Genomic DNA, 25,082 nt, shown 5'->3' with positions numbered 1-25,082 from the left:
CGACAGGCTCGACCGACGAGTCACCACCGGAACGCTACGCGGCGCCGTCGAACATTGAGGTAACCGAACCCTCGTCGAAGACCTCGTGGATGGCGCGAGCCAACAGCGGTGCGATCGGCAGCACCGTCAGGGTCGGAAAACGCTTCTCGGGCGGGATCGGCAGGGTGTCGGTGACGACGACAGCGCTGATGGCTGGGTTCTGCAGCATGTCCACGGCTGGGTCGCTGAACACGGCGTGGGTGGCGGCGACGACGACGCCGATTGCGCCGGCCTCGCGCAGGGCCTCGGCGGCCAGGGCAATCGTGCGTCCGGTGTCGATCATGTCGTCGACGAGCAGGCAGACGCGGCCGTTCACCTGACCAACAATCTCGTGCACGGAAACCCGATTGGGCACGAGCGGGTCGCGACGCTTGTGAATGATGGCGAGCGGAACGCCGAGGCGATCGCTCCAGATGTCGGCGACGCGCACGCGGCCCATGTCGGGCGATACCACGGTGAGCGTGGCCGGGTCGAGCTTCTCGCGGAAGTGCTCCAGTAGCACCGGCATCGCAAACAGGTGGTCAACGGGACCGTCGAAGAAGCCCTGAATCTGGGCGGCGTGCAGGTCAATCGACATGATGCGATCGGCGCCGGCGACCTTGAACAGGTCGGCGACGAGGCGGGCCGAGATCGGTTCGCGGCCGCGACCCTTCTTGTCCTGCCGAGCGTAGGGATAGAACGGCGCGACCACGGTGATGCGCTTGGCCGAGGCCCGCTTGAGCGCATCAACCATGATGAGCTGTTCCATCAGCCATTCGTTGATCGGCGCGGTGTGGGACTGGATGACGAAGGCATCCGAGCCGCGCACACTCTCGTCGAACCGGGCATACAGTTCGCCATTGGCGAAGGTGCGCGCATCGGTGTGGAGCAGCTCTGAACCAAGCTCCGTGGCGATGTCAAGAGCGAGCTGCGGGTGCGCTCGCCCCGAAACCAGTACTAGTCGTTTGTCACCGCTGGTCTTGATTTCCGACACCTATTCTCCAGTCTTCGTGCTGTCCACGCGTTCCGTGCTGCTGGGGCTGGCAGCCGCAGCGGTAGCAGCGGCTGTGCCCGGACGGTTGGCGTGCACCCAGCCGTCCATGTTGCGTTGCGGAGCCACGTTGATGGCCAGTGCGCCGGCCGGTACGCTCTTGCGCACGACCGTGCCTGCCCCCGTGTACGCTCCGTCCCCAATTGTAATCGGCGCGACGAAGACGTTGTGCGACCCGGTGCGCACATGCGACCCGATCGCCGAGTGGTGTTTGGCTACGCCGTCATAGTTGGCGAAGATTGTTCCGGCGCCAATATTCGACCCCACGCCGACGGTGGCGTCGCCCACATAGCTCAAGTGCGGCACCTTGCTGCCGGCGCCGATCTGGGCGTTCTTGGTCTCGACGAAAGCGCCGATCTTGCCGTCAGCGCCGAGCACGGTATTGGGCCGCAGGTAGGAGAACGGGCCAACGGATGCCCCGGCCTCGATAACCGCGAGGGTCGCATCGGTGCGGTTCACTCGGGCATCCTCGCCGATCTCACAGTCGCGCAGGGTGGTGTCCGGGCCGATGATGGCACCGGTAGCCACCACGGTGGCCCCAACAATCTGGGTACCCGGCAGCAGGGTGACGTCGGCCGCCAGTACTGCTTTCAGGTCGATCCAGGTGGTGGCCGGGTCTTGCACGGTCACACCGGCGAGCTGCCAGCCGCGCACGATCAGGGCATTGAGCTTCTGCGCGGTATCGCCCAGCTGGGCGCGGTCATTGATGCCGGCGACGATCCAGGAATCGGCGACGGGAACGGCGCTCACCTCGGAGCCGGCCCCGCGCAACAGCTCGATCACATCGGTGAGGTATTTCTCACCCTGCGCGTTGGCGGTGGTGAGCTGGGCGAGCTGCTCGCGCAGCGTGGCCAGGCCGAACAGGTAGACGCCGGCATTGATCTCGGTGACGGCCAATTCGGCATCCGTCGCATCTTTCTGCTCAACGATGCGGTCGAAAGCGCCCTCGACCGAGCGGATGATGCGGCCATAACCGGTCGCGTCGTCGGGGTAGGCGGAGAGCACGGTGCCCGCAGCGGCGCCCTTGCGGTGGGAGGCGATGAAGGAGGCGAGCGTGGCGGCGTTCAGCAGCGGCACGTCACCGTTGATGACGAGTACGTCACCGTCGAAATCAGCCGGCAGCGCGGCGACGGCCTGCTCGACGGCGCGGCCGGTGCCGGGAATCTCGTCCTGGTCAACGATCGTGCTCTCCGGCAGGTCTTCGGCCACAACGGCGGCGAGCAGGTCGCGTTCGTGCCGCACGACGGTGATGACGTGGGCGGCGTCGAGGGCGCGCGCGGTGGCCAGCACATGGCTGACGATCGGTACTCCGGCGAGCGGATGCAGCAGCTTTGGCAGGCTGGACTTCATGCGCGTGCCCTGGCCGGCGGCCAACACAATGATGGCGAGGCGGGCGTCTGTCACGGGATTCCTAACGCAGTGTTGAGAGAAAGTAAATGCTCCGCCACCAGGATTCGAACCTGGACCGAACAGCTCCAAAGGCTGCCGTGCTGCCGTTACACTATGGCGGAACGTTCCGGCCGAGGCCAGCAACGAGTCAAGTCTGCCAGATTCCAGCGGCCCGCGGCACCGCTGGCGCGCTCCGGAGGCCTCTCGGCGAAGAAACCCCCCGGTAAGCGGGATAATGGAGGAATGCCTGGCCATGATGAAGTCGACCGAATAGTCGATTCGTGGCTGCGCGAACGGCCCGATCTTGATTTTGCGCCGCTGCAGGTGCTCAGCCGGGTTGCCCGGTTGTCCAAGCACCTCGACCGCGCCCGCCGCACGGCTTTTTCCCGCTCGGAGCTCGCGTCGTGGGAGTTCGATGTGCTCTCGGCCCTTCGCCGGGCCGGCACCCCCTACGAACTCAGCCCGAAAGCCCTGTTGCAGCAGACGCTCGTCTCAAGCGGCACCATGACGAACCGCATCGACGGGCTCGTCGAGCGCGGACTCGTGAAGCGCCGCTCCGCGCCCAACGACGGGCGCGGCATTCTGGTGGGCATGACCCCCGCCGGTCTCACCCGAGTGGATGCCGCCATCACCCGGCTGGTCGACGCCGAAGCGGAACTGCTCGACACCCTCTCGGTGACCGATCAGGAGCGGCTGGCTGGCCTGCTGCGCAAGCTCAGCCTCGACTTCGACTAGCCGCCGGCACTACCGCCGCAGAGCCTTGCGGGCGAGGTAGTTGCCCAAGAACTGTACGAACTGCACCAGCACGATGATCAGCAGCACGGCTGCCCAGGTCACAATCGGGTTGAACTGGCGGTAGCCGTACTGCAGCGCGAAGTTGCCGAGGCCGCCGCCGCCGACGTAGCCGGCGACCGCCGACATGTCCACGAGCGCGACGAAGATGAACGTGTAGCCGAGAATCAGCGGTCCGAGCGCTTCGGGCAGCAACACCGTGAAGATGATGCGAATCGGCCCCGCGCCAACGCTTCGCGCCGCGTCGATCACGCCGGGCGTCACGGTGAGCAGGTTCTGCTCCACGATGCGGGCCATGGCGAAAGAGGCTGCGAGCGCAATGGTGAAGATGATCGCATTGTTGCCGATGCCGCTGCCGGTGACGGCCCGGGCCAGCGGTTGCGCCGCAGCGAGAAAGATGATGAACGGAATCGGGCGGATGAAGTTGACCAGCAGGTTGAGCACGAAAAATAACGGCTTGTTCTCGAGAATGCTGCCGGCGCGGGTGAGGTAGAGCCCGAGGCCCACCAGCAGTCCGCCGAGGCCGCCGAAGAACAGGGTGAGCGCAACAATGTAGAGCGTCTCGTAGGTGGCCGTCCAGAGTTCGGGCAGCAGGTCGATGAGTGTATCCATGTCAGCGCACCTCCGTGACGGAGGTGATCGTTCGAATGTGGGCGAGCACCTGGTCGATGACCGGGTCAGCGCCGGTGAGCGCGAGGGTGAGATGCCCGAACGGGCGCCCCTGAATTTCGTTAATGCCGCCGTAGACGACCTCGAACGCCACTCCGGCCCGCGAGAGCTCGCCGAAGACGGCCCTCTGGTCGACCGCACTGTCACGGAAGGCCAGCGTCACGATGCGGCCCCCGTGCCGCTCGCGAAGCACGGCGAGTTCGGCTGGCGAGGGAACGCCCTTGACCACGGTCGAGACGAATCGAGCGGATGCCGCGGCTTGCGGGTTCGAAAACACGTCGAAGACGGGTCCGCGCTCGATGACCCGGCCCTGGTCCATTACGGCGACCTTGGTCGCGATGGTCTGGATGACATCCATTTCGTGGGTGATCACGATGATGGTGACCCCGAATTTTGCATTCACCCGTTTCAGAAGTGCGAGCACCTCATGGGTGGTTTCCGGGTCGAGGGCGCTCGTTGCCTCGTCGGCGAGCAGGATGCTCGGCTGCGTGGCGAGGGCGCGGGCGATCCCCACGCGCTGCTTCTGGCCGCCGGAGAGCTGATCGGGAAACGACCCGGCCTTGTCGGCGAGGCCGACGAAGTCGAGCAGTTCGGCCACCCGGGCGGCGCGTTGTTCCTTGGGATACCCGGCCACTTCGAGCGGGTAGGACACATTACGGGCCACCGTGCGGGAGCCGAGCAGGTTGAACTGTTGAAAGATCATCCCAATGCCCAGGCGCACCTGGCGCAGATCGCGCTCACGCAGCACGGCGATGTTCTGCCCGTTCACCCAGATCTCGCCGGAGCTCGAACGTTCGAGGGCGTTGACGAGGCGCGCCAGGGTGCTCTTGCCGGCACCGGAGTAGCCGATTATGCCGTAAATGTCCCCGGCCTCGACGTCGAGGCTCACACCGTCGAGCGCCGTGACACTCGCGCCGTCCTTGGTCGTGGGTGGGTATACCTTGCCCACATTGCGCAGACTGACTACAGCCATCCGTTTGCCTCGCTCACTTCATCTTCCGTGTTACCGCTTGAAACAACACCGCAGTCCCGGGCCCGTGCTCCCCCTGGACTGCGGTGCTCGTGAAACGGATGCTTACTGGGCGGCCTTGATGTCAGCCTGAACCGCGGCGAGCGACTCGGCGAGATCGGACGCCGGGGTGGTCACCATTTCGGCGGTGTCGCCGGACACAGCGAAAACGCCATCCTGGACGGCCTGGGTGTTCTGGTAAATCTCGACGAGCTTCTGGAAGGTCTTATTGCCCTTGTCCTCGTCCCGCGAGGCGAAGACGTTGACGTACGGCAGTACGCTCGGATCGGCCGCGTCGTCGGTTGCGATGGCGTCTTCGAACTTGAGTCCGGCCTTCTCGGCGAAATCGTTGTTGATGACCGCAGCGGCGACATCGGGCAGCGAGCTTGCGGTGAGAGAGGCGTCGAGGGCCGTGACCTTGACCTTGGAGGCCGCTTCGTCGATGTCGTCGAGGCTCGAGAAGATCGTGCCGCCGTCTTTCAGCTTGATGAGTCCCTTGGACTGGAGAAGGACGAGCGCGCGGGCCTGGTTGCTGTCGTCGTCGGGCACGGCAACGGTGTCGCCCTTCACGATGTCTTTAATGTCGCTGTGCTCGGTCGAGTACAGGCCGAGCGGGAAGATGGCCGTGGCGCCGATCGGGGCCAGATTTTCGCTGCTCGCCTCGTTGTACTCGGCGAGGTAGACGATGTGTTGGAACTGGTTGAGGTCGACCTCACCGGCGGCGAGGGCGGGGTTGACCTGCGGGTACTGCGCGAAATCTACGATCTCGATCTCGATGCCCTCGGCCGCAGCGGCTTTCGTGTAGACGGCCCAGTACGGGTCGCTGGCCCCGACGACGCCGATCTTGATGGCGTCACCGTCGGTGCCGGTGGCGGGTTCGGAGGAGGCTCCGGCGCAGCCGGCCAGCAGGGCGACGAGCGGGGCAACGGCGAGCGCGGCGAGTAGTTTGTTCTTCACGGTCTTCTTCACGGTGATTCCTTCGGATGGGCTGGGTTTGGTATGTCTCGGGTATTACCTACAGCGGATGCCCCCGCCAACGCACAACGCAACATCAAAGAACGCATCGCGTCGACTGCTCGCGGGCAGACCGGATCCACCGGTCAAACCAGAGGGATGCGCCCACGCGGGGCTGAAGTACCGCGGCTGCGCAGGTACCCCTTAACGATACGTGCCGAAGCTGCGACGCGTGGCCTGCACCGACACACAGCGTCACAGCTTCTGCGACGTCAGCCCTCGATCAACTCGGTAAGTTCGACCCAGCGGGTTTCGAGCGTGGCGATGGTCTCTTCGAGTTCGGTCAGCTTCACGCCGAGTGCGCCAAGACCGGCGAAGTCGGACTGGTCGTGGGCGGCGAGCTTTTCGTGCTTCTGCGCGATGCGCTCCTGCAGCTTGACCACCTTGCGGTCGATCGAGCCGAGCTCTTTCTGCGCGTTGCGCAGTTCGGCGCCGCCGAGGGTGGGGATTTTTTTGGACGAGGCGGGGGCATCCGCTGGTGAACCGGCGGCGGGACCGGCGAGCGCCTTGCGGCGCACCTCGAGGTACTGGTCGACGCCGCCGGGCAGGTGGCGAAAGCCGCCGTCCATGACCGCGTACTGGTTGTCGGTGACGCGTTCGATCAGGTAGCGGTCGTGTGAGACGACGAGCAGAGTGCCGGGAAAGGAGTCCAGCAGGTCTTCCATGGCGGCGAGCATGTCGGTGTCGAGGTCGTTGGTGGGCTCGTCGAGGATGAGCACGTTCGGTTCGTCGAGCACGATCAGCAGCAGCTGCAAGCGCCGCTTCTGTCCACCGGAGAGGTCCTTGACCTGGGTGGTGAGCTGGGCGCTGAGAAAGCCCATGCGTTCGAGCATCTGGCCGGGGGTGATCTCCTTGCCACCGGCCATGTAGCTCGTCTTCTGACGGCCGATGACGTCGCTGACACGGTCGTTGTGAATCTCGTCGAGTTCGAACAGCTGCTGGGTGAGCACGGCGACCTTGATTGTCTTGCCCCGCTTCACATGGCCGGTCGTGGGCTGCAGGGTGCCCGCGACGAGATTGAGCAGGGTCGACTTACCGGCGCCGTTGACGCCCATGATGCCGGTGCGCTCCCCCGGCGCGATGCGCCAGGTGATGTCGTTCAGCACGGTCTTGTCGCCGAACTTCACGCCGATGTCGATGAGGTCGACGACGTCCTTGCCGAGGCGCTGCATGGCCATCGACTGCATTGAGACAGTATCGCGGGGCGGCGGCTCGTTTTCGATCAGCACGTTGGCGGCATCGATGCGGAACTTGGGCTTCGCGGTGCGGGCCGGCGCGCCGCGGCGCAGCCAGGCCAGCTCCTTCTTCATGAGGTTCTGGCGCTTGGCCTCAACCACCGAACCCATACGGTCGCGCTCGACGCGCTGCAGAATGTAGGCCGCGTAGCCGCCCTCGAAAGGCTCGATCAGGCGGTCGTGCACCTCCCAGGTCATGTTGCAGACCTCGTCGAGGAACCATCGGTCGTGGGTGACGACCACAAGTCCGCCACTCTGGGCGGCCCAACGGGTCTTGAGGTGACCGGCGAGCCAGGAAATGCCCTCCACGTCGAGGTGGTTGGTGGGCTCGTCGAGAAAGATGACGTCGTAGTCACCGATCAGCACGGCGGCGAGGGCCACCCGGCGGCGCTGGCCACCGGAGAGGTCATCGACGAGGGCGTCCCACGGAATGTCGCGCACGAGGCCGCCGATGACGTCACGCACCTTGGCATCGCCCGCCCAGACGTGTTCTTCGATGCCGCCGACGATGGTGTGGCCGACGGTCTGGCCCGAGGCGAGATCATCGGACTGGTCGAGCATGCCGATCGTGACTCCGCGACGGCGGGTGACGCGGCCCTCATCGGGCTCCATGCGACCGGCCAGCAGGCGCATGAGGGTGGACTTACCGTCGCCGTTCTTGCCCACGACGCCGATGCGGTCGCCTTCATTGAGGCCGGCGGTGACGCTGTCGAAGATGACGCGGGTGGGGAATTCGAGGTGCAGGGACTCAGCCCCGAGAAGATGTGCCATAGCTTGCAAGTTTACGGCACGACCGTAGCCGAGCCGATCGACTGCCTCCCACACCGGGCACGGTGCAGTGTGACGCTAGTCGTGGGTGAGGCGGGCACCGTGCACCGGGCCGGTGGCGCGCACGACGCGGAGTCGGGAGGCGGAGAGCGCGACCTGCAGTTCGAGCGCGCTGTCGGCATCCGCTACCAGAAAGGCCACGGTCGGGCCGGAGCCGGAGAGGATGCCGGCGAGCGCGCCGTTCTCTTCGCCGAGCTGCAGCACCTTGCCGAGGCCCGGTACGAGGTGCAGCGCGGGGGCCTGCAGGTCGTTATGCAGCACGTCGGCGAGCATATGCGGGTCGCCGGCCCGCAGCGCCTGCAGCACGTTCGCATCGACGGAGGGCTGATGCTCGGCCGGAAAGATGTCCTGCGCGTGGCGATCACGGTGCCGGTCGAGCTCCTGGTAGACGCCGGGCGTTGACATTCCGAAGTCGGCAAGGGCGAGCACCCACTGAAACTTTCCCTTGGCCAGGGCCGGGCTGAGCTGGTCGCCGCGGCCGGTGCCGATGGCGGTGCCGCCGGTGAAGGAGAACGGCACGTCGGCGCCGAGCTGGGCGGCGATGGCAAGTAGCTCGTCCTTGGTGGCGCTGGTACCCCAGAGGGTATCGCAGGCGAGCAGGGTGGCTGCCGCATCGGCCGAGCCGCCACCCATTCCGCCGGCGATCGGCACGTTCTTTTCGATCTCGAGGTGAACGCCACCACGATAGCCGGCTTGGCGGGCGAGGGCTTGGGCCGCCTTGATGGCGAGGTTGCTGCCATCGGTGGCGAGGCCGGAAGTGTCAATGCTGCCGCTGAACTCCACCGAAAAGTCGCTCGCCGGGCTGGCCCGCACCTCCTCGAACAGGGAGACAGCCTGATAGGCGGTCGCGAGGTCATGATAGCCGTCTTCCATGACGGCGCCGACTTTGAGAAAGACGTTGATTTTGCCGGGCGCCCGCGCGTGCACAACGGTGGTGCCGGCGGTCGTCATCATACTTTTAACTTAGCCCAGCCTGTCGGCTCGCACCGACCGCCGCTGCTGCTACGCGGGCGTCCAGACGCGCGCAATGGCGAGAAAGTCGTGCACGGTGAGCTGCTCGCCCCGCGTCGTCGGGTCGATTCCCGCCGCCGTCATTAGAGCGGATGCCGCCGCCGAGTCTCCGAGAACGACCGACAACGACTGGCGCAGCATCTTGCGGCGCTGCTGAAAAGCCGCGTCGACGAGCGCGAAGGTCTTGAGGCGCAGCTCTTCGGATTCCAGCGGCGCGGCGCGGCGTTCGAAGGCGACAAGAATCGAGTCGACGTTCGGAACCGGCCAGAACACTTGGCGGCTCACCTTGCCAGCGGTGCGAAAATCGCCGTACCAGGCGGCTTTAACGCTGGGACTGCCGTAGATCTTATTGCCGGGCGGGGCGGCGAGGCGTTCGCCGACCTCGGCCTGCACCATGACGACACCGGACCGAATCGACGCGAAGTGTTCGAGCAGGTAGAGCAGCACCGGCACCGAGACGTTGTAGGGCAGGTTGGCGACGAGCCGGGTGGGATCGCCGGGTAGCTCGGTGATTTTCAGGGCGTCGGCGCGGATGACCGTGAGCTGGGCACCCGGCTGCATGAGTTCGACGGTGAGCGGCAGCTGCTCGGCCAAGCGATCGTCGATTTCGACGGCGACGACGCTCGCGCCGACCTCGATCATGCCGAGGGTGAGCGAGCCGAGGCCCGGGCCGACCTCGACGACGGTGTCGCCGGGCGCGACCCGGGCGACCTTCACGATTCGCCGCACGGTATTGCCGTCGATGACGAAGTTCTGGCCGAGCTTCTTGGTCGGGTTGACGCCGAGCATTTCGGCGAGGTCTCGAATCTCGGCGGGGCCGAGGAGGGTTTTGGCTGGACCGTTGGTCGAGCTTGTCGAGACCTTGGCGTCGGCGCGGGTGGTCGCGACAGGCTCCAGCGACGGGGTGGGCTCGACGAACGGGGTCGGATTGATCGCGACAGGCTCCACCGACGGGGTGGGGTTATGCACGTCGGCACTGTGACGGCCGGTCATGCGAGGCCTCCGCGCGGAGTCGGGTCGGGGCGAGGGTCATCGTGGGCGGCGGTGACGGGCTCGGCGTCCCAACGCCCGTAGACCAGCTCAGTGTTGGCGGTGATTTGAGCGGAGAGCAGGGAGACATCCGTTTCGAGATGGGCGGCCATACCGCGCAGCGTGTTCGGCAGCAGGTAGGGCGCATTGGGCCGGCCGCGGTAGGGCAGGGGGGTGAGGAACGGCGCATCCGTTTCGACCAGGAGCAGGTTGCGCGGGGCGGCGAACAGAGCGGCGCGCAGGTTGTCGGCGTTTTTGAACGTGACGTTGCCGGCGAAGGACATGTACCAGCCGTGGTCGGCACACAGCCGCGCCATGTCGACGTCGCCGGAGAAACAGTGAAAGACGGTGCGTTCGGGGGCACCGACCCGCAGCAGCGTTTCGATCACGGCCTCGTGGGCGTCACGGTCGTGAATCTGCAGCGCGAGGTTGTGTTCCTTGGCGATGCGAATGTGTGCTTCGAAGGAGCGAAACTGGGCGGCGCGGCCGGCTTCGGGGGTCCGAAAGAAGTCGAGGCCGGTCTCGCCGACCGCGACCACGCGCGGCTGCCCGGCGAGTTCGTTGATCACGACGAGGGCGTCGTCGAGGGTGCCGGCCGTTTCAAGAGCGGGCGCCTCATTGGGGTGAATGGCCACGGCGGCGAGCATGCGTGGCTCGATCAGCGCCGCGGCGGCCGACCAGCGTGATGTTTCAACGTCGCCGCCGACCTGGATCACTCCGCGCACGCCGACGCTTGAGGCGCGGTCAAGCTGTTCAAGATAGCCGAGCGGATGCTCCCCGTCGGCGATTTCAAGATGGGTGTGGTTGTCGTAAACGGGAACCGTGAGTGGCTCAGGCAGCGGCGGGTAGCTCAGGTCGCGGCCCGCGGTGTTCTCGCGGCGGCGAATGGCGCTTCCGTATCCGTTGACAGGCGAGTCGCTAGCCATCGGTCGGCTCCACGAACGATTCGATGCGCGGGAACAGTGGTTCGAGGGCGCGCACCGCAGCGCCGCCGGTCCACTCCCAGGCCCGGTCGACACGCTGGTCGGCGAGGGCTGCGTCGCCGCCGAGGGCGGTCCACAGTTTGCCGGTGGCGACCGGAAGGACCGGGGACAGCAGCACGGCGAGGGTGCCGAGTCCGCGCACGGCGGTGTGCAGCACGGTGCCGAGGCGTTCGCGGCTTTCGGGGTTCTTGGCGAGTGCCCACGGTTCCTGCAGCGTGATGTAGCCGTTGAGCTCGTCGACGAGCTCCCACACGGTGGAGAGGGCGTCGTGAATGGCGAGCTTGTCAATGGCGGCCGCCGCGGCCTCGGTCACCCGCTTTTCGGTGGCTTGAATAGCCAGGTCGTCGGTCGTGAACGCGCCGGCGGCGGGCACGACGCTGTCGCAGTAGCGCACGACCATGGCGATCACGCGGGAGGCGAGGTTGCCGAACCCGTTGGCGAGCTCGGACTGGTATCGGGCCGACAGGTCCTCCCAGCTGAACGAGCCGTCCTGGCCGAAGCTGATGGCGCGCATGAAGTAGTAGCGAAACGCGTCGGAGCCGAAGGTATCCGTGATCTGGCTCGGGGCGATGCCGGTGAGCTTGGACTTGCTCATCTTCTCGCCGCCGACCAGCAGCCAACCGTGGCCGAATACCTGCTTGGGCACCTCGATGCCGGCGGCCATGAGCATGGCCGGCCAGATGACGGCGTGAAAACGCAGAATGTCTTTGCCGACGATGTGTGTGGCCGGCCACCGGCTCTCGAATTCGTCATCGTTCTGGCCGTAACCGGCCGCGGTGATGTAGTTGAGCAGCGCGTCGAACCAGACGTAGACGACGTGCGATTCGTCCCACGGTACCTTGATGCCCCAGTCGAAGCTCGACCGCGAGATCGACAGGTCGCTCAGGCCGCGCTTGACGAAAGACATGACCTCGTTGCGGGCCGCTTCCGGCTGCACAAAGTTGGGGTTCTCCTCGTACAGGGCGAGCAAACGGTCGGCGAAGGCGCTCATTTTGAAGAAGTAGTTCTTCTCGTGCAACAGCTCGACCGGCTTGGAGTGGATCGCGCAGACGGGCTGGCCGGTGTAGTCGCCGGTGCCGTCGACGAGATCGCTGGTCTGTTTGTATTCCTCGCACCCGACGCAGTAGTAGCCCTCGTACTCGCCGGTGTAGATGTGGCCCGCGTCGTGCAGGTGCTGCAGAAACTTCTGCGCGTTCACCTCGTGGCGTTCATCGGTGGTGCGAATGAAGTCGTCGTTGGCAATGTTGACGGTCTTCAGCAGCGGCTTCCACGCGGTCTGGACCAGACGGTCGGCCCATTCCTTCGGCGTCACACCGTTGGCGATCGCGGTGCGCAGGATCTTCTGGCCGTGTTCGTCGGTGCCGGTGAGCAGCCAGGCGTCGTCGCCCGACTGCCGGTGCCAGCGCGCGAGCACGTCGGCCGCCACCTCGGTATAGGCGTGACCGATATGCGGCACATCATTCACGTAGAAAATGGGCGTGGTGATGTAGAAAGAGCCTGCGGACATGCGTTCATCTTATGCGGCGGGGGCCGGCCGTCTGGCCCTGTTACGCCCGGCGCGTGCCGATCAGCTCCGGAGTCAGCCCAGGGGATCAGCCGAGAGGGTCAGCCGAGGGGAAAGGCCGACCGGTCGGGTTTCGGCGTCGGCGCACCGGACTTGGCCCGCAACGCGTGCTCGTAGAGTTCGCGCTTGCCCAGTCCGCTGGCCGCCGACACGTCGGCCGCGGCATCTTTCAAACGGATGCCGCCGGCCACCAGATCGAGCACCTCAGCCACGCCCATGGCCAGGTCCAGTACCCGCACGTCAGCACCAGCCACAACGACGCAGATTTCGCCGCGCACGCCCGTGGCGGCCCACTCGGCCAGTTCGCTCGCCGTGCCGCGCTTGACCTCTTCGAAGAATTTGGTCAGTTCCCGGCAGACCACGACCCGGCGGTCAGAGCCGAGCGTTGCGGCGAGGTCGAGCAGCGAATCGGCCAGGCGGTTGGGCGATTCGAAGAACACCATGGTGCGGCGTTCGGCGGCGAGGTCACGCAGCAGTTTGACCCGTTCGCCATGCTTGCGCGGCAGAAACCCCTCGAAGGTGAACCGGTCGGTCGGCAGTCCCGAGACGGCGAGGGCGGTCAGCACGGCGGAGGGACCGGGCAGGGCTGTGACCTGCACGCCGGCCGCCACCGCGGCATCCACCAAATGAAAGCCGGGATCAGACACGGTGGGCATGCCGGCGTCGCTCAGCACGAGAATATCCACGTCGCGGGCCAGCTCGACGAGCTCGGCCGCCTTGCCACGTTCGTTGTGGTCGTGTAGGGCGATGAGCTTGGGCCGGTTCTCGATTCCGAGGGCTTTGAGCAGGTGCACGGTGACGCGGGTATCCTCGGCGGCCACGATGGTGATGGTCGTCAGGGTCTCGATCAGGCGCCGGGAGGCGTCACCGAGGTTCCCGATCGGGGTGGCAGCAAGGATGATCATGCTGCAATTCTCGCAGCCTGCGCCGAACGTACGGTCGACGGGCGCTCGATACGATGGTCAGGTGCTCGCAACTAGTCGATGGGTTCGCTGGGGCGCGCCCCTCGCAGTGGTCCTGTTGGCCGCCGTGCTGCGTTTGTGGAACCTCGGCGTACCGCACGAGCTCGTGTTCGACGAGACCTTCTATGTCAAGGATGCCTGGACGCTCTCTAACAATGGGTACGAGTCAACCTGGCCGGTTGACTCCAATCCCCGGTTTGAGGCCGGGCACACCGATATCTTCACGACGGATCCCTCCTTTGTGGTGCATCCGCCGCTCGGCAAGTGGCTCATCGCCCTCGGCATGATTGTGCTCGGCCCGGAAAACCCGTGGGGCTGGCGCCTGGCGACCGTCGTCGTGGGGGTATTCGCGGTGGTGCTCATCATGCTCGTGGCACGCACCCTGTTTCAGTCTCGTCTACTGGCCCTGATCGCCGGTTTTCTGCTCGCCATCGACGGCCACGCGATCGTCATGAGCCGTGTGGCACTGCTCGACAACTTCGTCATGTTCTTCGCGCTGCTCGGATTCGGCGCAATCCTGATGGACCGGCAGTGGCATGCCACCAGGCTCGCCACCCGGTTGTCCACGCAACGAGCAAAAGCCCTCACGGGCGCAACAGCGCCGGGTTGGGGCCCCACACTGTGGTGGCGCCCCTGGCTGCTTGCCGCAGGCCTCGCCTTCGGACTGACCAGCTCGGTGAAATGGTCGGGACTGTACTTTTTGGCCGCCTTCGGCATCTACCTCGTCGTGGTCGATGCGCTCGCCCGGCGGCGCAACGGCGTGTCCTTCTGGATCAGTGCCGCCATTCTCAAGCAGGCTCCGGCCACATTTCTGCTCCTGGTCCCCGTGGCCGTCACCACCTTTCTGGTGTCGTGGACGGGCTGGTTTGTCACCCGCGGCGGATATTACCGGGAGTGGGCCGACGAGGCGGGCGCGGCCTGGACCGGGCCGCTCGCCTGGGTTCCGCACACCCTGCAGAGTTTCTGGCACTACCAGGCGTCCGCCTATACGTACCATGTCGGGCTGGCCACACCGCATCCGTACCAGGCAAACCCACTCACCTGGCTGTTCATGATCAGGCCGACCAGCATGTACTACCGCGGTTCCAGCCAGGGCGAATTCGGCTGCCAGTTTCAGAACTGCTCCGAGGCCATCACCTCGGTCGGCAACCCGCTGATCTGGTGGGCGGCGACGGCCGCGCTGTTCTACCTGGTGTACCGGTTGGCCCGATACCGGGAATGGCGGGTCGGCCTCATTCTGATGGGTATGGTGGCCGGCTACCTGCCGTGGCTCATGTATCTGAACCGCACGGTTTTTCAGTTCTACACCATTGCTTTCGAACCGTACCTGCTACTGGGCCTCACGTTCGTCATCGGTCTGATACTCAAGCGAATTCCCGATCAGGCACGGCCGAGACGCGCGCGTTCAGCACATTCGCAGGTGTGCGAATATGACCCCCAACCGCGTGCCGGAGCCCTGATCGCCGTAACCGTGGGCTTGGGGGTTGCACTCCTGCTCACCGCATTCTTCTTCCCCGTGTGGACCGGAATGCAGACACCGTTCTCGTTCTGGCAGCTCCACATATGGATGCCGAGTTGGGGATAGATCGGTCAGATACATTCCATTTTTGGCATATAATGACTGAGAAACGCGTGTGAATTGAGCACAACTGCGGGGGTCACAAACGTAGACTGACGGTATCTGCTCCACGAGTAATTGCTCACGTCCCGGCTGAGAAGTCCCGAACCACTAAGGCCTCATGTCGGAAGCACTAGCCGCACCCTCGGTCCGAATCATCAGGACCCGGCCGGGTGGAGACACGAAGAATCCCACAACCGAATATTCGGCGCTGCTGCACACCGTGCGTAATCTCGGCCTTCTCGGCCGTCGCACCGGCTTCTACTGGATGGTCTTCTCCATTCTCGTGGCGGCCACCCTGGGCGCTGCGGCCGGTTTCGTTCTGCTCGGTGACACCTGGTACCAGCTGATCATCGCCGCCGCCCTCGGCCTCATCTTCACCCAGTTCGCCTTTCTGGCCCACGAAGCCTCGCACCGCGCCGTGTTCACCTCCGGCAAGGCCAACGACCGGGCCGGGCGCATTCTCGCCAACCTCTTCGTCGGCATCAGCTACGCCTGGTGGATGACCAAGCACAGCCGTCACCACGCCCAGCCGAACGTACTCGGCAAGGACCCCGACATCGAGCCCGACTTCATCGTGTTCACCGAGAACGACGCCAAGCACGTCAGCTGGCTCGGCTCCTTCGTCACCCGCAAGCAGGGCTACCTGTTCTTTCCCCTGCTCATGTTCGAAGGCATCAACCTGCACATCCAGGGTTTCAAAACCGTCTTCGGCAAGAACAAGGTGAGCGAACGCTGGGTCGAGATCACGATGCTGGTCACCCGCATCACCGCCTACTTCGCCGTCGTCTTCTACTTTCTGCCGCTCGGCATGGCGTTCGCCTTCGTCGGCGTGCAGATGGCCGTGTTCGGCGTCTACATGGGCGCTTCCTTCGCCCCCAACCACAAGGGGATGCCCCAGCTTCCGGCCGAAAGCCGCGTCGACTTTCTGCGCCGCCAAGTGCTCACCAGCCGCAATATCCGTGGTGGCACCTTCATCGACACCTACATGGGTGGACTCAACTACCAGATCGAGCACCACCTGTTTCCGAACATGGCCCGCCCACACCTGCGCAAGGCGCAGGAGATCGCCAAGGAATACTGTCTCTCCCACGACGTGAAGTACACCGAAACCGGCGTCTTCGAGAGTTACGGCATCGTCATCGCCTACCTCAACAAGGTCGGTTTGGCCGCGCGCGATCCGTTCGACTGCCCCATGGTGCAGCGCTTCCGCACGCACTAGCAGCACGCAGCACGCAGAACGAGCCAGGCCGCTTCCCCTCGGGGAGGCGGCCTGGCTCGTGGTGTGCACGGTGGTCGGCTGCTGGTACCCAAGAGGGATGAGCAGCGTGAGACACCGCCTCAGTCTGAACGCAGCGGGGCTCTCCTGTGGAGAGCACCAGAGAATGCTTCCCACGTCTCGGTGCGGGGCGTCGGTGGAGCAACGCCCACGTCGGGGTGCCGTAGCATGAAGACCGTGACAGCGTACGTCTCCGCCCTGGACCTGTTTTCCATTGGAATCGGTCCGTCCAGTTCCCACACGGTGGGTCCGATGCGGGCTGCCCGCGTGTTCGCCGAAGACCTCGGGGCGACCGGCCGCCTGGGCGAGGTGGGGCGCATCCGTTGCTCGCTCTTTGGATCGCTCGGTTCAACCGGTCTCGGCCACGGCACCCCGGATGCAGTACTGGCCGGCCTGACCGGTCTGAGCCCGCAAACCTGCGACCCCGACCAGGTGCGCGGCGCCTGGTCTGGCCTCGCCGCCGGCGCCACGCTCACCCTGCTCGGCGGGCACAGCATTCCGATCAGCGTGAATGACGTGCGCTTTGAGCCCCGCACCCGGTTGCCGGGGCATCCCAACGCGCTCACGCTCACGGCGTGGGCGACCGACAGCAAAGCGGATGCTGCCCCGCTGCTCGAGGAGACGTTCTACTCGATCGGTGGCGGGTTCATTCGCCGGGGCACCGAACGCTCGAGCGCCCAGGTCACCGCCCCGCAACCACTCCCCTACGATTCCAGCGCAGAATTGCTCGCCCTGTGCGACGCCCACGACCTGACGATTTGCGAGGTCGCCCGCCGCAACGAAGAGGCGATTCACGGCGCAGCAGCACTCGATGAGGGGCTCGACGCCATTTGGAGTGCCATGCACACCTGCGTGGAGGCCGGACTCACCGCCACCGGCGTGCTGCCGGGCGGCCTCAGAGTCAAGCGAAGGGCAGCGGCGGTACGCAGGCGCCTGGAGGATTATGACGGCCTGTCGCTGCGCGACCGAGACACCTCAACCGAGTGGCTTCACGCCTTCGCGCTCGCGGTGAACGAGGAGAATGCGGCCGGCGGGCGTGTCGTCACCGCGCCGACCAACGGTGCGGCCGGCATCATCCCGGCCGTCGGCCACTACTACCTGCGCTTCGTTCCCGGCGCGGATGCCGCCGGGATCCGTCGGTATCTGCTCACAGCTGGCGCGATCGGCTCGCTGGTGAAGGCCAACGCGTCCATCTCCGGGGCCGAGGGCGGCTGCCAGGCCGAGGTCGGGGCCGCCTGCGCCATGGCCTCCGGTGCGCTCTGCGCGGTGCTCGGCGGCACACCCCGACAGGTCGAAAATGCGGCCGAGATCGCAATGGAACACCACCTCGGACTCACCTGCGACCCGGTCGGCGGACTGGTACAGGTGCCGTGCATCGAGCGCAACGCGATCGCTTCGTCGACGGCGGTGTCGGCGGCCCGTCTGGCGCTGAACGGCGATGGCACCCACTTGGTCTCCCTCGACACGGTGATCGAAACCATGCGGCAAACCGGACTGGACATGATGACGAAGTATAAGGAAACCAGCGAGGGCGGCCTCGCGGTGAATGTCATCGAGTGCTGACCGGGCGGCCCCGAACGGGGGTAGTCATCTCTATTGTTGCGCTACTTTCTGGGCCTAAGCTGGCCAAACGCGTGCATCGTCGAGGTCGCCGCGCGCCTCGTGGAAAGGGTTGAACCATTCGCAGCACACTTGCACGCCGTCCGTGGGGCATCATCGTTGCCGTTCTGCTGCTGGTGACGGTGGCCGGCTGCGCCAGCGAACCAGCACCGACCGTCACGGTGACCATCACACCGACCGTCACGCCCGCGCCCACGCCGAGCGCTACCCCGACACCCACGCCCACGCCCACGCCGACCCAGGAGGCGGCGCTCATACCGAACCCGGCGGTGCCCGACCTCGTTCCCAACGCGGAGCCCGTGCCGCTGCCGCAGGGGCCGGCCGCTGACCTGGGCAGCACACCGGGGGCCCGCGGCACCCCAACGGCTGACGGTGCAGGAGCCCTGCTCAGCTATACGGTCGTCGCGGGCGACGCCTTTTTCGACATCGCCCAACGATTCAATATTCCGGTGCAGCTGTTGCTCACCATGAACCCCTCGGTGCCCGGAGTCGGCGAGAACATCTATATCAAGCAGATCATCAACCTGGATTGGACCACGACCCGCTAGCCACCGGCACCGGGTGTGCCGCCGGTGTTGCGAGTCGCCGGATGACCGTGGACCGGTGTCGGTTTCGTCCGTTGTCGGTGGGCCCCACTAACCTTGCAGCATGAGTTCACCCGTTCCGTCTTCACCCGTCGTTTCCACCCAGTGGCTTGCCGATCACCTGGGTTCCGACAACCTGGTCATCCTCGACGCCACCGTGTTCGCCCGTGCACCGTCCGATGACGGGCCGCGCTACCTCAGCGGGAAAGAGGACTACCTCACCACGGGGCACATCCCCGGCGCCGTGTTCGCCGACCTGTTCGATGTCTTCTCCGACCCGACCGGTGCATTCGATTTCTCCCGACCGAGCGCCGAACAGTTTGAGGTGGCAACGGCATCCGTCGGCATCGACAACGACACGACCGTTGTCGTCTACGACGCCGTTGTCGGTCAGTGGGCCGCACGCATCTGGTGGCTGTTCCGCGCCTTCGGTTACGACGATGTCGCCGTTCTCGACGGCGGTCTCACCAAGTGGCACGCCGAAAAGCGCCCGTTCGCAACCGGCGAGGTGCGCCCGCGGGTCGCCGGCGCTTTCACAGCAACGCCTCGTCCCGAGCTGTGGGTCGAGAAGAGTTTCGTCGAGTCGATCGTCGCCGGCGAAGCGGATGCCGCCCTCGTCTGCGCACTGCCACCGGCGGAATTCGCCGGCACGGCGGGGTCACGCCCGCGCGCCGGACACATTCCCGGCAGCATCAGCCTGCCCGCCGGCCAGCTCGTCGACCCCGCCACGAACGCGTTCCTGCGCGGAGACCGGCTCGACAAGGCGCTCGCCCCGGCCGCGGCGGCATCTGGGCACCTCGTGACCTATTGCGGCGGCGGTATCGCTGCCGCTGCGAGCGCCCTCGCGCTCACCCGCGCCGGCAACGACCACGTCTCGATCTACGACGGCTCGCTCAACGAGTGGGCCGCCGACGCCACCGCTCCCTTGAGCGCACCCGGCGCCTAGCGCACGGGCGAGCCCGGCGGGCAAGCACAGCGGGTGAGCACAGCGGGTGAGCACAGCGGGTGTGCACAGCGGGTGTGCACAGCGGGTGTGCACAGCGGGCGTGCGCGGCCAGGCCCGCGGGCACGCGCCGCCAGCACGCACTGCTACAGCCGGTTCACGCCGGTCACGCGCACGACCGCGGCGCCGAACTCGTCGGAGTCGGCGAGGTTGACGCTCGCGCTGATCCCCCAGTCGTGGTCGCCGGCGGGATCGTCGAGAATCTGACGCACGGTCCATTCCTCGGTGCCCTCCTCGATCAGCAGCAGGTCAGAGCTGCGCGCGTTGCCGCCGGTGAGCACCTCATCGTGCTCGGCGAAGTAACCATCCATCGCGTCGGCCCAGACATCGGTCGAATAGCCGTGCTCCCGGTCGAGCTCGCCGAGCTCGTCGTAGTGCTCCAACGCGGCCAGCTGCACCCGGCGGAACAGCTCGTTACGCACCAGAATGCGAAATGCCCGCACATTGGTCGTGAGCCGGCGCGGCGGCGGCGGCAGAATGGTGTTTGCGCCCGCCTCGTGCGCGGCGAGATCGGGATGCAGCAGTTCTTCCCACTCGTCGAGCAGGCTCGAGTCCACCTGGCGCACGAGTTCGCCGAGCCACTCGATAAGGTCGAGCAGGTCTTCGTTCTTGGCGTCATCGGGAATGGTCTGCCGGGCCGCCCGATACGCGTCGGAGAGATAACGCAGCACAACGCCCTCACTGCGGGCAAGTTTGTAGAACGCGATGAACTCGCCAAACGACATGGCCCGCTCGTACATGTCCCGAACGACGGCCTTGGGCCGCAGCTCAAAGTCGGCGATCCACGGCTGGGAAGCTTTGTAGGTGTCGAAGGTGTAGTTCAGCAGCTCTTCGAGCGGCTTGGGGTGCGTGATCTCCTCGAGCAGCGCCATCCGCTCGTCATATTCGATGCCCTCCCGCTTCATCGCAGTCACGGCCTCACCCCGGGCCGCGAACTGCTGCCCCAAGAGCACCGGCCGCGGGTCGTCGAGGGTCGACTCCAGAATCGAGATCATGTCGAGCGAGTAGGTCGACGATTCGGGGTCGAGCAGCTCAAAGGCGGCCAGCGCAAACGGCGAGAGCGGCTGGTTTAGCGCGAAATTCGCCTGCAGGTCAACGGTTAATCGGATGCTGCCACCCGCGCTCTGCTGCACGATGCCGGCTTCGCGGAGGGTCTTGTAGATGCCCAGAGCACGTCGGGCCAGCATTAGCTGGCGCCGCCACGGTTCGTGGTTGTCGAACACGAGTGAGTGCACGTGGGCGAAGGCGTCGCCGCCGCGTCCGATCACGTTGATGAGCATCGCCGCGGTCATCTGCATGCTCGACGACAGGGTCTCCGGCTCGGCGTCGACCAATCGGCGAAAGCTCGGTTCCCCCCAAGACACAAAGCCATCCGGCGCCTTCTTCCGCACGATTTTGCGCTTCTTCTTCGGGTCGTCGCCGGCCTTCTCGATGGCCTTGAGGTTGTCGGTTTCGTGCTCCGGTGCCTGAATGACAACGGTACCCGCCGTGTCGTAGCCGGCCCGGCCCGCCCGCCCGGCGATCTGGTGAAACTCGCGCACGTTTACCTGGCGCATTTTCACGCCGTCATACTTGGTGAGGGCGGTGAACAGCACGGTGCGAATGGGCACGTTGATGCCGACACCGAGGGTGTCAGTGCCGCAGATTACGCGCAGGTAGCCGCGCTGCGCGAGCTGCTCCACCAGCCGGCGGTATTTGGGCAGCATGCCGGCGTGATGCACTCCGATTCCCATGCGAATGAGCCGCGACAGGGTCTTGCCGAAGCTCGTGGTGAACCGAAACTCGCCGATCAGCTCGGCAATGACGTCACGCTGTTCGCGGGTGGCGACTTTGGCGCTCGCGAGCGCCTGGGCGCGTTCGAGGGCGGCCGCCTGGGAGAAGTGCACGATGTACACCGGAGCTTTGTCGGTGTGCAGCAGCTCTTCGACGGTTTCGTGCACCGGCGTCTGCTCGTAGTAATAGCTGAGCGGAACCGGTCGTTCCACACCGGTGACGATGGCCGTGGTTCGCCCGGTGCGCCGGGTCAGGTCATCGCTGATGAATTTCACATCGCCGAGCGTGGCCGACATGAGAATGAACTGCACCCGCGGCAATAGCAGCAGCGGCACCTGCCACGCCCAGCCGCGGTCCGGGTCGCCGTAGAAGTGGAACTCGTCCATCACGACGAGGTCAACCTCGGTGTCTTCGCCGTTTCGCAGGGCGAGGTTGGCGAGGATCTCAGCGGTGCAGCAGATGATCGGGGCGTCGGCATTGACCGAGGAGTCGCCGGTCATCATGCCGACGTTCTCAGCGCCGAAGGTTTCGACCAGCGAGAAGAATTTCTCGCTCACGAGGGCCTTGATCGGCGCGGTGTAGAAGCTGCGTTTGCCGGCCGAGAGCGCCGCGAAATGTGCGCCGACGGCCACGAGCGATTTGCCGGTTCCGGTCGGGGTGCTCAGGATGAGGTTGGCGCCGGACACGATCTCGATGACCGCTTCCTCCTGCGCGGGGTAGAGCGCGAGGCCCTGCTCGGTCGCCCAGCCTTCGAACGCCTCGAAGAGAGAGTCGGGGTCGGTTTCATTTTCGAGGCGCGCAAGCAGAGACATAGTCCCTCAAGACTGCACTACTTCGGTGCTTCCCACCTGCCGAACGGGCACCCAGCCCCTCGTCCACCATGGCTGATTCAGGAAATCCGGCCGCGGGCACCCCGTGTGCAACACAATCGGGGCGAATTCGACGCGATCTTTTGAATGAGCCACCGGCTGCAGCCCACACGGTGTGACGGATCTCTGACGAAACCGCTTCGGCGCCCGTGCGCGGTGGTAATCACAGCCGCCCGTTCTAGGCTGGCGATATGTCCATCCCCGACCCATCGAACACCCTGACCCGGCCGCGCGCCCCCACGGTGGTGCGACCCTGGCGCCCGGCGTGCGCCGGACTCGCCGCCGCCCTTTCCGGCCTCGGCCTGGCCGAGTTGACCGCCGCGTGGATCGCGCCCGGCGCGAGCCCCGTGCTCACGGTTGGCGCCCTCGTCATCGACATTGTTCCGGCCGGCGTCAAAGATCTCGTGATCGGCCTGTTCGGCAGCAATGACAAGATCGTGCTCATCGTGACGATCGTGCTCGTGCTGCTCGTACTCGCGGCCCTCGCCGGTATTCTCGAGAGTCGACGCCCGCCGTTTGGCCGTCTGCTCGTCGTGCTCATCGGCGCGATCGCCCTGTTCGCGGCGCTCTCCCGTTCCAGCGCCTCCACTCTCGACGCGGTACCCGCGGTCGTCGCTATGGGAGTCGCGGCCATCGCGCTGACTTTTCTCACCACCCGACTGCCAGTGAGTCCACCGCCACCGAGCGAGGCTGTTCCCGGCCCCGATCGCCGCCGCTTTCTGGTGTACACCGCCATCACCGCGGGTGTCGGACTTCTCGCCCTGATCGGCGGCCAGCTCAGCGCCGGAGCGACCCGGGCCGCGGATGCCGCACGCGCGCTGTTCACGCTGCCCCCGGCATCCGTTCGGGCAACCGCCATTTTGACCGGGGCGAGCCTCAACGTGGCGGGTATCACCCCGCTGATCACGCCGAACGCCGACTTCTATCGCATCGACACCGCCCTGAGTGTGCCGCGCATCGACCCGACCACCTGGCGCTTGAGAATCACCGGCATGGTCGAAAACGAGGTGGAGATCGACTTTGCCGAACTGCTGGCCCTGCCGCTCGAGGAGAGCACGACCACCCTGGCCTGCGTGTCGAACTATGTCGGCGGCGACCTGATCGGCAACGCCATCTGGCTCGGCTATCCGATTCGCGAGCTGCTGGCCCGGGCCAAACCCACCAGCGGAGCCGACATGGTGCTCTCCACGAGCCAGGACGGCTTCACCGCCGGCACCCCGATTTCGGCGCTGACCGACGGGCGAAACGCCATACTCGCCGTCGGCATGAATGGTGAACCGCTGCCGCTCGAGCACGGCTACCCGGTGCGCATGGTCGTGCCCGGGCTGTACGGCTACGTGTCGGCGACGAAGTGGGTCGTCGAGCTCAAGCTCACCCGCTTCGACCAGGAGCAGGGCTATTGGACCCCGCGGGGCTGGTCCGAACTCGGGCCGGTCAAGCTCTCCTCCCGCATCGACGTGCCCCGCGCCAAAACCTCGGTTCCCGCCGGGTCCGTTGTCGTCGCCGGCGTCGCCTGGTCCCAGCACGTGGGCGTGAGCGCCGTCGCCGTGCAGATCGACGACGGCCCGTGGCAGGACGCCACGCTCGCCGACCCGATCTCGGTCGATACCTGGCGGCAGTGGGCGTACACCTGGCCGGATGCGACCGCTGGCGAACACGCGGTCAAGGTGCGGGCTACGGACTCTGCAGGCCTCGTGCAGACGTCGGCCACCGCCGACGTCGCACCCAACGGAGCCACCGGACTGCACGAAATCTCCGTGTCCGTCTCGGCCTAGTCGGGCTTCGCGCAGGTTGGCCTGCGCGAAGCCCGAGCGCGCTAGCCGTTGGCCCCGCTGGTGTTGATGACACCGTTCACACCGGCCGGGAAGAACCCGCCCGAACGCACCGGCGCCGCATTAAGATAGGTGATATTGAGCACCTGGGCGGCACTGCGGCTGTACACCAGACCGTTGGCGTCGGTCGGCACGAGGTTGGCCTTCGACGCGTTCCCGATGCCCTGGTCGAGGTCGGACGATCCATCGACGGCGTCGCGCAGGTTGGAGATCGCCTGAGCGGTCGAGTACACCGAGGGAATGGCGATCCCGAGCGCGTACAGCGTGCTGCGGATGACGCCGGCGTGGTAGGCCTCCACCGCGAGCAGGCCGGCGGCCGCTTCGAGGAAGGTCTTGTTCGTGATCAGCGGCGCGGCACCCTTGTACGCGGTGACTCCGACGTCCTCGAAGATGAACGCCCCGAACAGAAAATTCGCCTCGTTCGCGTACACGTCGAATTTCACTCCGGGTTTGACCAGCCCGGCCGCCTGGGCGGCAGCGGTGAAGCTCGCGTCGAGGTTGATCTTGGGGCGAGACACGGCGGCGGCGCCGAGCGCGGACCGCAGGAAAGCAACGTGCGACTTCTCATCGGCAGCAATTTCTTCGGCGTACTTCCTGATGATTGAGGTCTTGAAGTGCACCATGCGACCGCCGGTGACGCCGCCGCGGGTTCCGGTTCCGGTGGTGAGGCTGTCGGGCAGCCCACTGCCGGTCGTTGCCCGCAGGTAAAACTCCGCCTCGAGATACTCGAGGTTGAGCGCGAAGTTCAAAATGGACGCGTCACTCGGTGCGGTCGCCGGCCCGGTGGATTCTGTGGCCATCGCGGGGCCGCCGGTGGCGAGCATCGCCGCTCCGACGCCGAAGCCGGCCACGCCGGCCGCGCGCAGAAAGTTGCGGCGGTCCGAGGGACTCTCGGCGCTGCGGTTGATGGCGTTGGTTATAAAACCTTGATCGAACATCCTCGTTCTCCT

Annotated in this window: 20 protein-coding genes and 1 tRNA gene; 7 read left to right on the top strand and 14 right to left on the bottom strand. The window is 65.9% G+C overall.

Translation table 11 applies throughout. The annotated features are described in order from the left end of the window. Positions 1 to 34: 34 nt before the first annotated feature. The 3 genes from IWX77_RS03745 to IWX77_RS03735 all read right to left on the bottom strand — a co-directional run bounded on the left by IWX77_RS03745 (position 35) and on the right by IWX77_RS03735 (position 2,580). Complete coding sequence (locus IWX77_RS03745; protein ID WP_196843182.1) at positions 35 to 1,012, bottom strand: ribose-phosphate diphosphokinase; 978 nt, start codon at positions 1,010 to 1,012, stop codon at positions 35 to 37. Continuing rightward, the gene (glmU, locus tag IWX77_RS03740) at positions 1,013 to 2,473 is read right to left on the bottom strand and encodes a bifunctional UDP-N-acetylglucosamine diphosphorylase/glucosamine-1-phosphate N-acetyltransferase GlmU (RefSeq protein ID WP_196843181.1); all 1,461 of its coding nucleotides are present in this window, start codon (positions 2,471 to 2,473) and stop codon (positions 1,013 to 1,015) included. Positions 2,474 to 2,508: 35 nt separating this feature from the next. Then, a tRNA-Gln gene (locus IWX77_RS03735) sits at positions 2,509 to 2,580 on the bottom strand. Between the two features lie 121 nt (positions 2,581 to 2,701). Between IWX77_RS03735 and IWX77_RS03730 the strand changes: the two genes are divergently transcribed. Beyond that, complete coding sequence (locus tag IWX77_RS03730; protein WP_196843180.1) at positions 2,702 to 3,193, top strand: MarR family winged helix-turn-helix transcriptional regulator; 492 nt, start codon at positions 2,702 to 2,704, stop codon at positions 3,191 to 3,193. A 9-nt stretch (positions 3,194 to 3,202) separates the two neighbouring features. Here the strand turns inward: IWX77_RS03730 and IWX77_RS03725 are convergent, their stop codons facing one another. From IWX77_RS03725 to rsmI, 9 genes are all read right to left on the bottom strand, one after another. Continuing rightward, a complete protein-coding gene (locus IWX77_RS03725) occupies positions 3,203 to 3,862 on the bottom strand; it encodes a methionine ABC transporter permease (protein WP_196843179.1) in 660 nt (219 codons plus the stop codon). A gap of 1 nt (position 3,863) precedes the next feature. Then, positions 3,864 to 4,892: a methionine ABC transporter ATP-binding protein gene (locus tag IWX77_RS03720; protein WP_196843178.1), complete on the bottom strand. Its 1,029-nt coding sequence runs from the start codon at positions 4,890 to 4,892 to the stop codon at positions 3,864 to 3,866. A 102-nt stretch (positions 4,893 to 4,994) separates the two neighbouring features. Next, a complete protein-coding gene (locus IWX77_RS03715) occupies positions 4,995 to 5,897 on the bottom strand; it encodes a MetQ/NlpA family ABC transporter substrate-binding protein (RefSeq protein WP_327012054.1) in 903 nt (300 codons plus the stop codon). A 257-nt stretch (positions 5,898 to 6,154) separates the two neighbouring features. Continuing rightward, positions 6,155 to 7,948 (bottom strand): ABC-F family ATP-binding cassette domain-containing protein, encoded by a 1,794-nt coding sequence (locus tag IWX77_RS03710; RefSeq protein ID WP_196843177.1) that lies wholly within the window; start codon positions 7,946 to 7,948, stop codon positions 6,155 to 6,157. Between the two features lie 75 nt (positions 7,949 to 8,023). Next, entirely contained in the window at positions 8,024 to 8,956 is a 933-nt protein-coding gene (locus IWX77_RS03705) for a 4-(cytidine 5'-diphospho)-2-C-methyl-D-erythritol kinase (RefSeq protein WP_196843315.1), read from the bottom strand. A gap of 51 nt (positions 8,957 to 9,007) precedes the next feature. Beyond that, the gene (gene rsmA / locus IWX77_RS03700; protein WP_327012063.1) at positions 9,008 to 9,805 is read right to left on the bottom strand and encodes a 16S rRNA (adenine(1518)-N(6)/adenine(1519)-N(6))-dimethyltransferase RsmA; all 798 of its coding nucleotides are present in this window, start codon (positions 9,803 to 9,805) and stop codon (positions 9,008 to 9,010) included. 200 nt (positions 9,806 to 10,005) lie between these two features. Continuing rightward, positions 10,006 to 10,971 (bottom strand): TatD family hydrolase, encoded by a 966-nt coding sequence (locus IWX77_RS03695; protein WP_196843175.1) that lies wholly within the window; start codon positions 10,969 to 10,971, stop codon positions 10,006 to 10,008. Next, positions 10,964 to 12,535: a methionine--tRNA ligase gene (metG, locus tag IWX77_RS03690; RefSeq protein ID WP_196843174.1), complete on the bottom strand. Its 1,572-nt coding sequence runs from the start codon at positions 12,533 to 12,535 to the stop codon at positions 10,964 to 10,966. The genes IWX77_RS03695 and metG overlap by 8 nt, the downstream gene beginning before the upstream one ends. 98 nt (positions 12,536 to 12,633) lie before the next feature. Continuing rightward, complete coding sequence (gene rsmI / locus IWX77_RS03685; protein WP_196843173.1) at positions 12,634 to 13,497, bottom strand: 16S rRNA (cytidine(1402)-2'-O)-methyltransferase; 864 nt, start codon at positions 13,495 to 13,497, stop codon at positions 12,634 to 12,636. 61 nt (positions 13,498 to 13,558) lie between these two features. On the opposite strand from rsmI, the gene IWX77_RS03680 reads away from it, so the two are divergent. The 5 genes from IWX77_RS03680 (at position 13,559) to IWX77_RS03660 (ending at position 19,601) form a co-directional block, all read left to right on the top strand. Further along, positions 13,559 to 15,139, top strand: coding sequence for a dolichyl-phosphate-mannose--protein mannosyltransferase (locus IWX77_RS03680; protein ID WP_327012055.1), 1,581 nt, complete (start codon positions 13,559 to 13,561; stop codon positions 15,137 to 15,139). A gap of 154 nt (positions 15,140 to 15,293) precedes the next feature. Then, the gene (locus IWX77_RS03675) at positions 15,294 to 16,394 is read left to right on the top strand and encodes a fatty acid desaturase family protein (protein ID WP_196843171.1); all 1,101 of its coding nucleotides are present in this window, start codon (positions 15,294 to 15,296) and stop codon (positions 16,392 to 16,394) included. Positions 16,395 to 16,628: 234 nt separating this feature from the next. Next, complete coding sequence (locus tag IWX77_RS03670; RefSeq protein ID WP_297414182.1) at positions 16,629 to 18,014, top strand: L-serine ammonia-lyase; 1,386 nt, start codon at positions 16,629 to 16,631, stop codon at positions 18,012 to 18,014. Positions 18,015 to 18,232: 218 nt separating this feature from the next. Next, positions 18,233 to 18,619 carry a LysM peptidoglycan-binding domain-containing protein gene (locus tag IWX77_RS03665; protein ID WP_196843169.1) on the top strand — a complete coding sequence of 129 codons (387 nt, stop codon included), beginning with the start codon at positions 18,233 to 18,235 and terminating at the stop codon, positions 18,617 to 18,619. 100 nt (positions 18,620 to 18,719) lie between these two features. After that, entirely contained in the window at positions 18,720 to 19,601 is an 882-nt protein-coding gene (locus IWX77_RS03660) for a sulfurtransferase (protein WP_196843168.1), read from the top strand. Between the two features lie 143 nt (positions 19,602 to 19,744). On the opposite strand, the gene IWX77_RS03655 is transcribed toward IWX77_RS03660, so the two are convergent. Beyond that, a complete protein-coding gene (locus tag IWX77_RS03655) occupies positions 19,745 to 22,243 on the bottom strand; it encodes a DEAD/DEAH box helicase (protein ID WP_196843167.1) in 2,499 nt (832 codons plus the stop codon). Positions 22,244 to 22,491: 248 nt separating this feature from the next. Between IWX77_RS03655 and IWX77_RS03650 the strand changes: the two genes are divergently transcribed. After that, positions 22,492 to 24,075, top strand: a complete 1,584-nt coding sequence (locus tag IWX77_RS03650; protein ID WP_196843166.1) for a molybdopterin-dependent oxidoreductase — start codon at positions 22,492 to 22,494, stop codon at positions 24,073 to 24,075. A 41-nt stretch (positions 24,076 to 24,116) separates the two neighbouring features. On the opposite strand, the gene IWX77_RS03645 is transcribed toward IWX77_RS03650, so the two are convergent. Then, positions 24,117 to 25,070: a ferritin-like domain-containing protein gene (locus IWX77_RS03645; RefSeq protein WP_196843165.1), complete on the bottom strand. Its 954-nt coding sequence runs from the start codon at positions 25,068 to 25,070 to the stop codon at positions 24,117 to 24,119. Between the last annotated feature and the right edge of the window lie 12 nt (positions 25,071 to 25,082).

The sequence above is a fragment of the Cryobacterium sp. CAN_C2 genome (assembly GCF_015751745.1).
Lineage (GTDB): Bacteria > Actinomycetota > Actinomycetes > Actinomycetales > Microbacteriaceae > Cryobacterium.
Note: the sequence above shows the minus strand (reverse complement) of the source record. Positions and strands in the feature narration are given on the sequence as shown.

Bases quoted from the DNA above. Each gene is read 5' to 3' on its own strand.
- IWX77_RS03730 (WP_196843180.1), top strand. From the start codon at position 2,702: ATGCCTGGCCATGATGAAGTCGACCGAATAGTCGATTCGTGGCTGCGC.
- IWX77_RS03725 (WP_196843179.1), bottom strand. From the start codon at position 3,862: ATGGATACACTCATCGACCTGCTGCCCGAACTCTGGACGGCCACCTAC.
- IWX77_RS03720 (WP_196843178.1), bottom strand. From the start codon at position 4,892: ATGGCTGTAGTCAGTCTGCGCAATGTGGGCAAGGTATACCCACCCACG.
- IWX77_RS03710 (WP_196843177.1), bottom strand. From the start codon at position 7,948: ATGGCACATCTTCTCGGGGCTGAGTCCCTGCACCTCGAATTCCCCACC.
- IWX77_RS03705 (WP_196843315.1), bottom strand. From the start codon at position 8,956: ATGACGACCGCCGGCACCACCGTTGTGCACGCGCGGGCGCCCGGCAAA.
- rsmA (WP_327012063.1), bottom strand. From the start codon at position 9,805: ATGCTCGGCGTCAACCCGACCAAGAAGCTCGGCCAGAACTTCGTCATC.
- IWX77_RS03695 (WP_196843175.1), bottom strand. From the start codon at position 10,971: ATGGCTAGCGACTCGCCTGTCAACGGATACGGAAGCGCCATTCGCCGC.
- metG (WP_196843174.1), bottom strand. From the start codon at position 12,535: ATGTCCGCAGGCTCTTTCTACATCACCACGCCCATTTTCTACGTGAAT.
- rsmI (WP_196843173.1), bottom strand. From the start codon at position 13,497: ATGATCATCCTTGCTGCCACCCCGATCGGGAACCTCGGTGACGCCTCC.
- IWX77_RS03675 (WP_196843171.1), top strand. From the start codon at position 15,294: ATGTCGGAAGCACTAGCCGCACCCTCGGTCCGAATCATCAGGACCCGG.
- IWX77_RS03660 (WP_196843168.1), top strand. From the start codon at position 18,720: ATGAGTTCACCCGTTCCGTCTTCACCCGTCGTTTCCACCCAGTGGCTT.
- IWX77_RS03655 (WP_196843167.1), bottom strand. From the start codon at position 22,243: ATGTCTCTGCTTGCGCGCCTCGAAAATGAAACCGACCCCGACTCTCTC.
- IWX77_RS03650 (WP_196843166.1), top strand. From the start codon at position 22,492: ATGTCCATCCCCGACCCATCGAACACCCTGACCCGGCCGCGCGCCCCC.
- IWX77_RS03645 (WP_196843165.1), bottom strand. From the start codon at position 25,070: ATGTTCGATCAAGGTTTTATAACCAACGCCATCAACCGCAGCGCCGAG.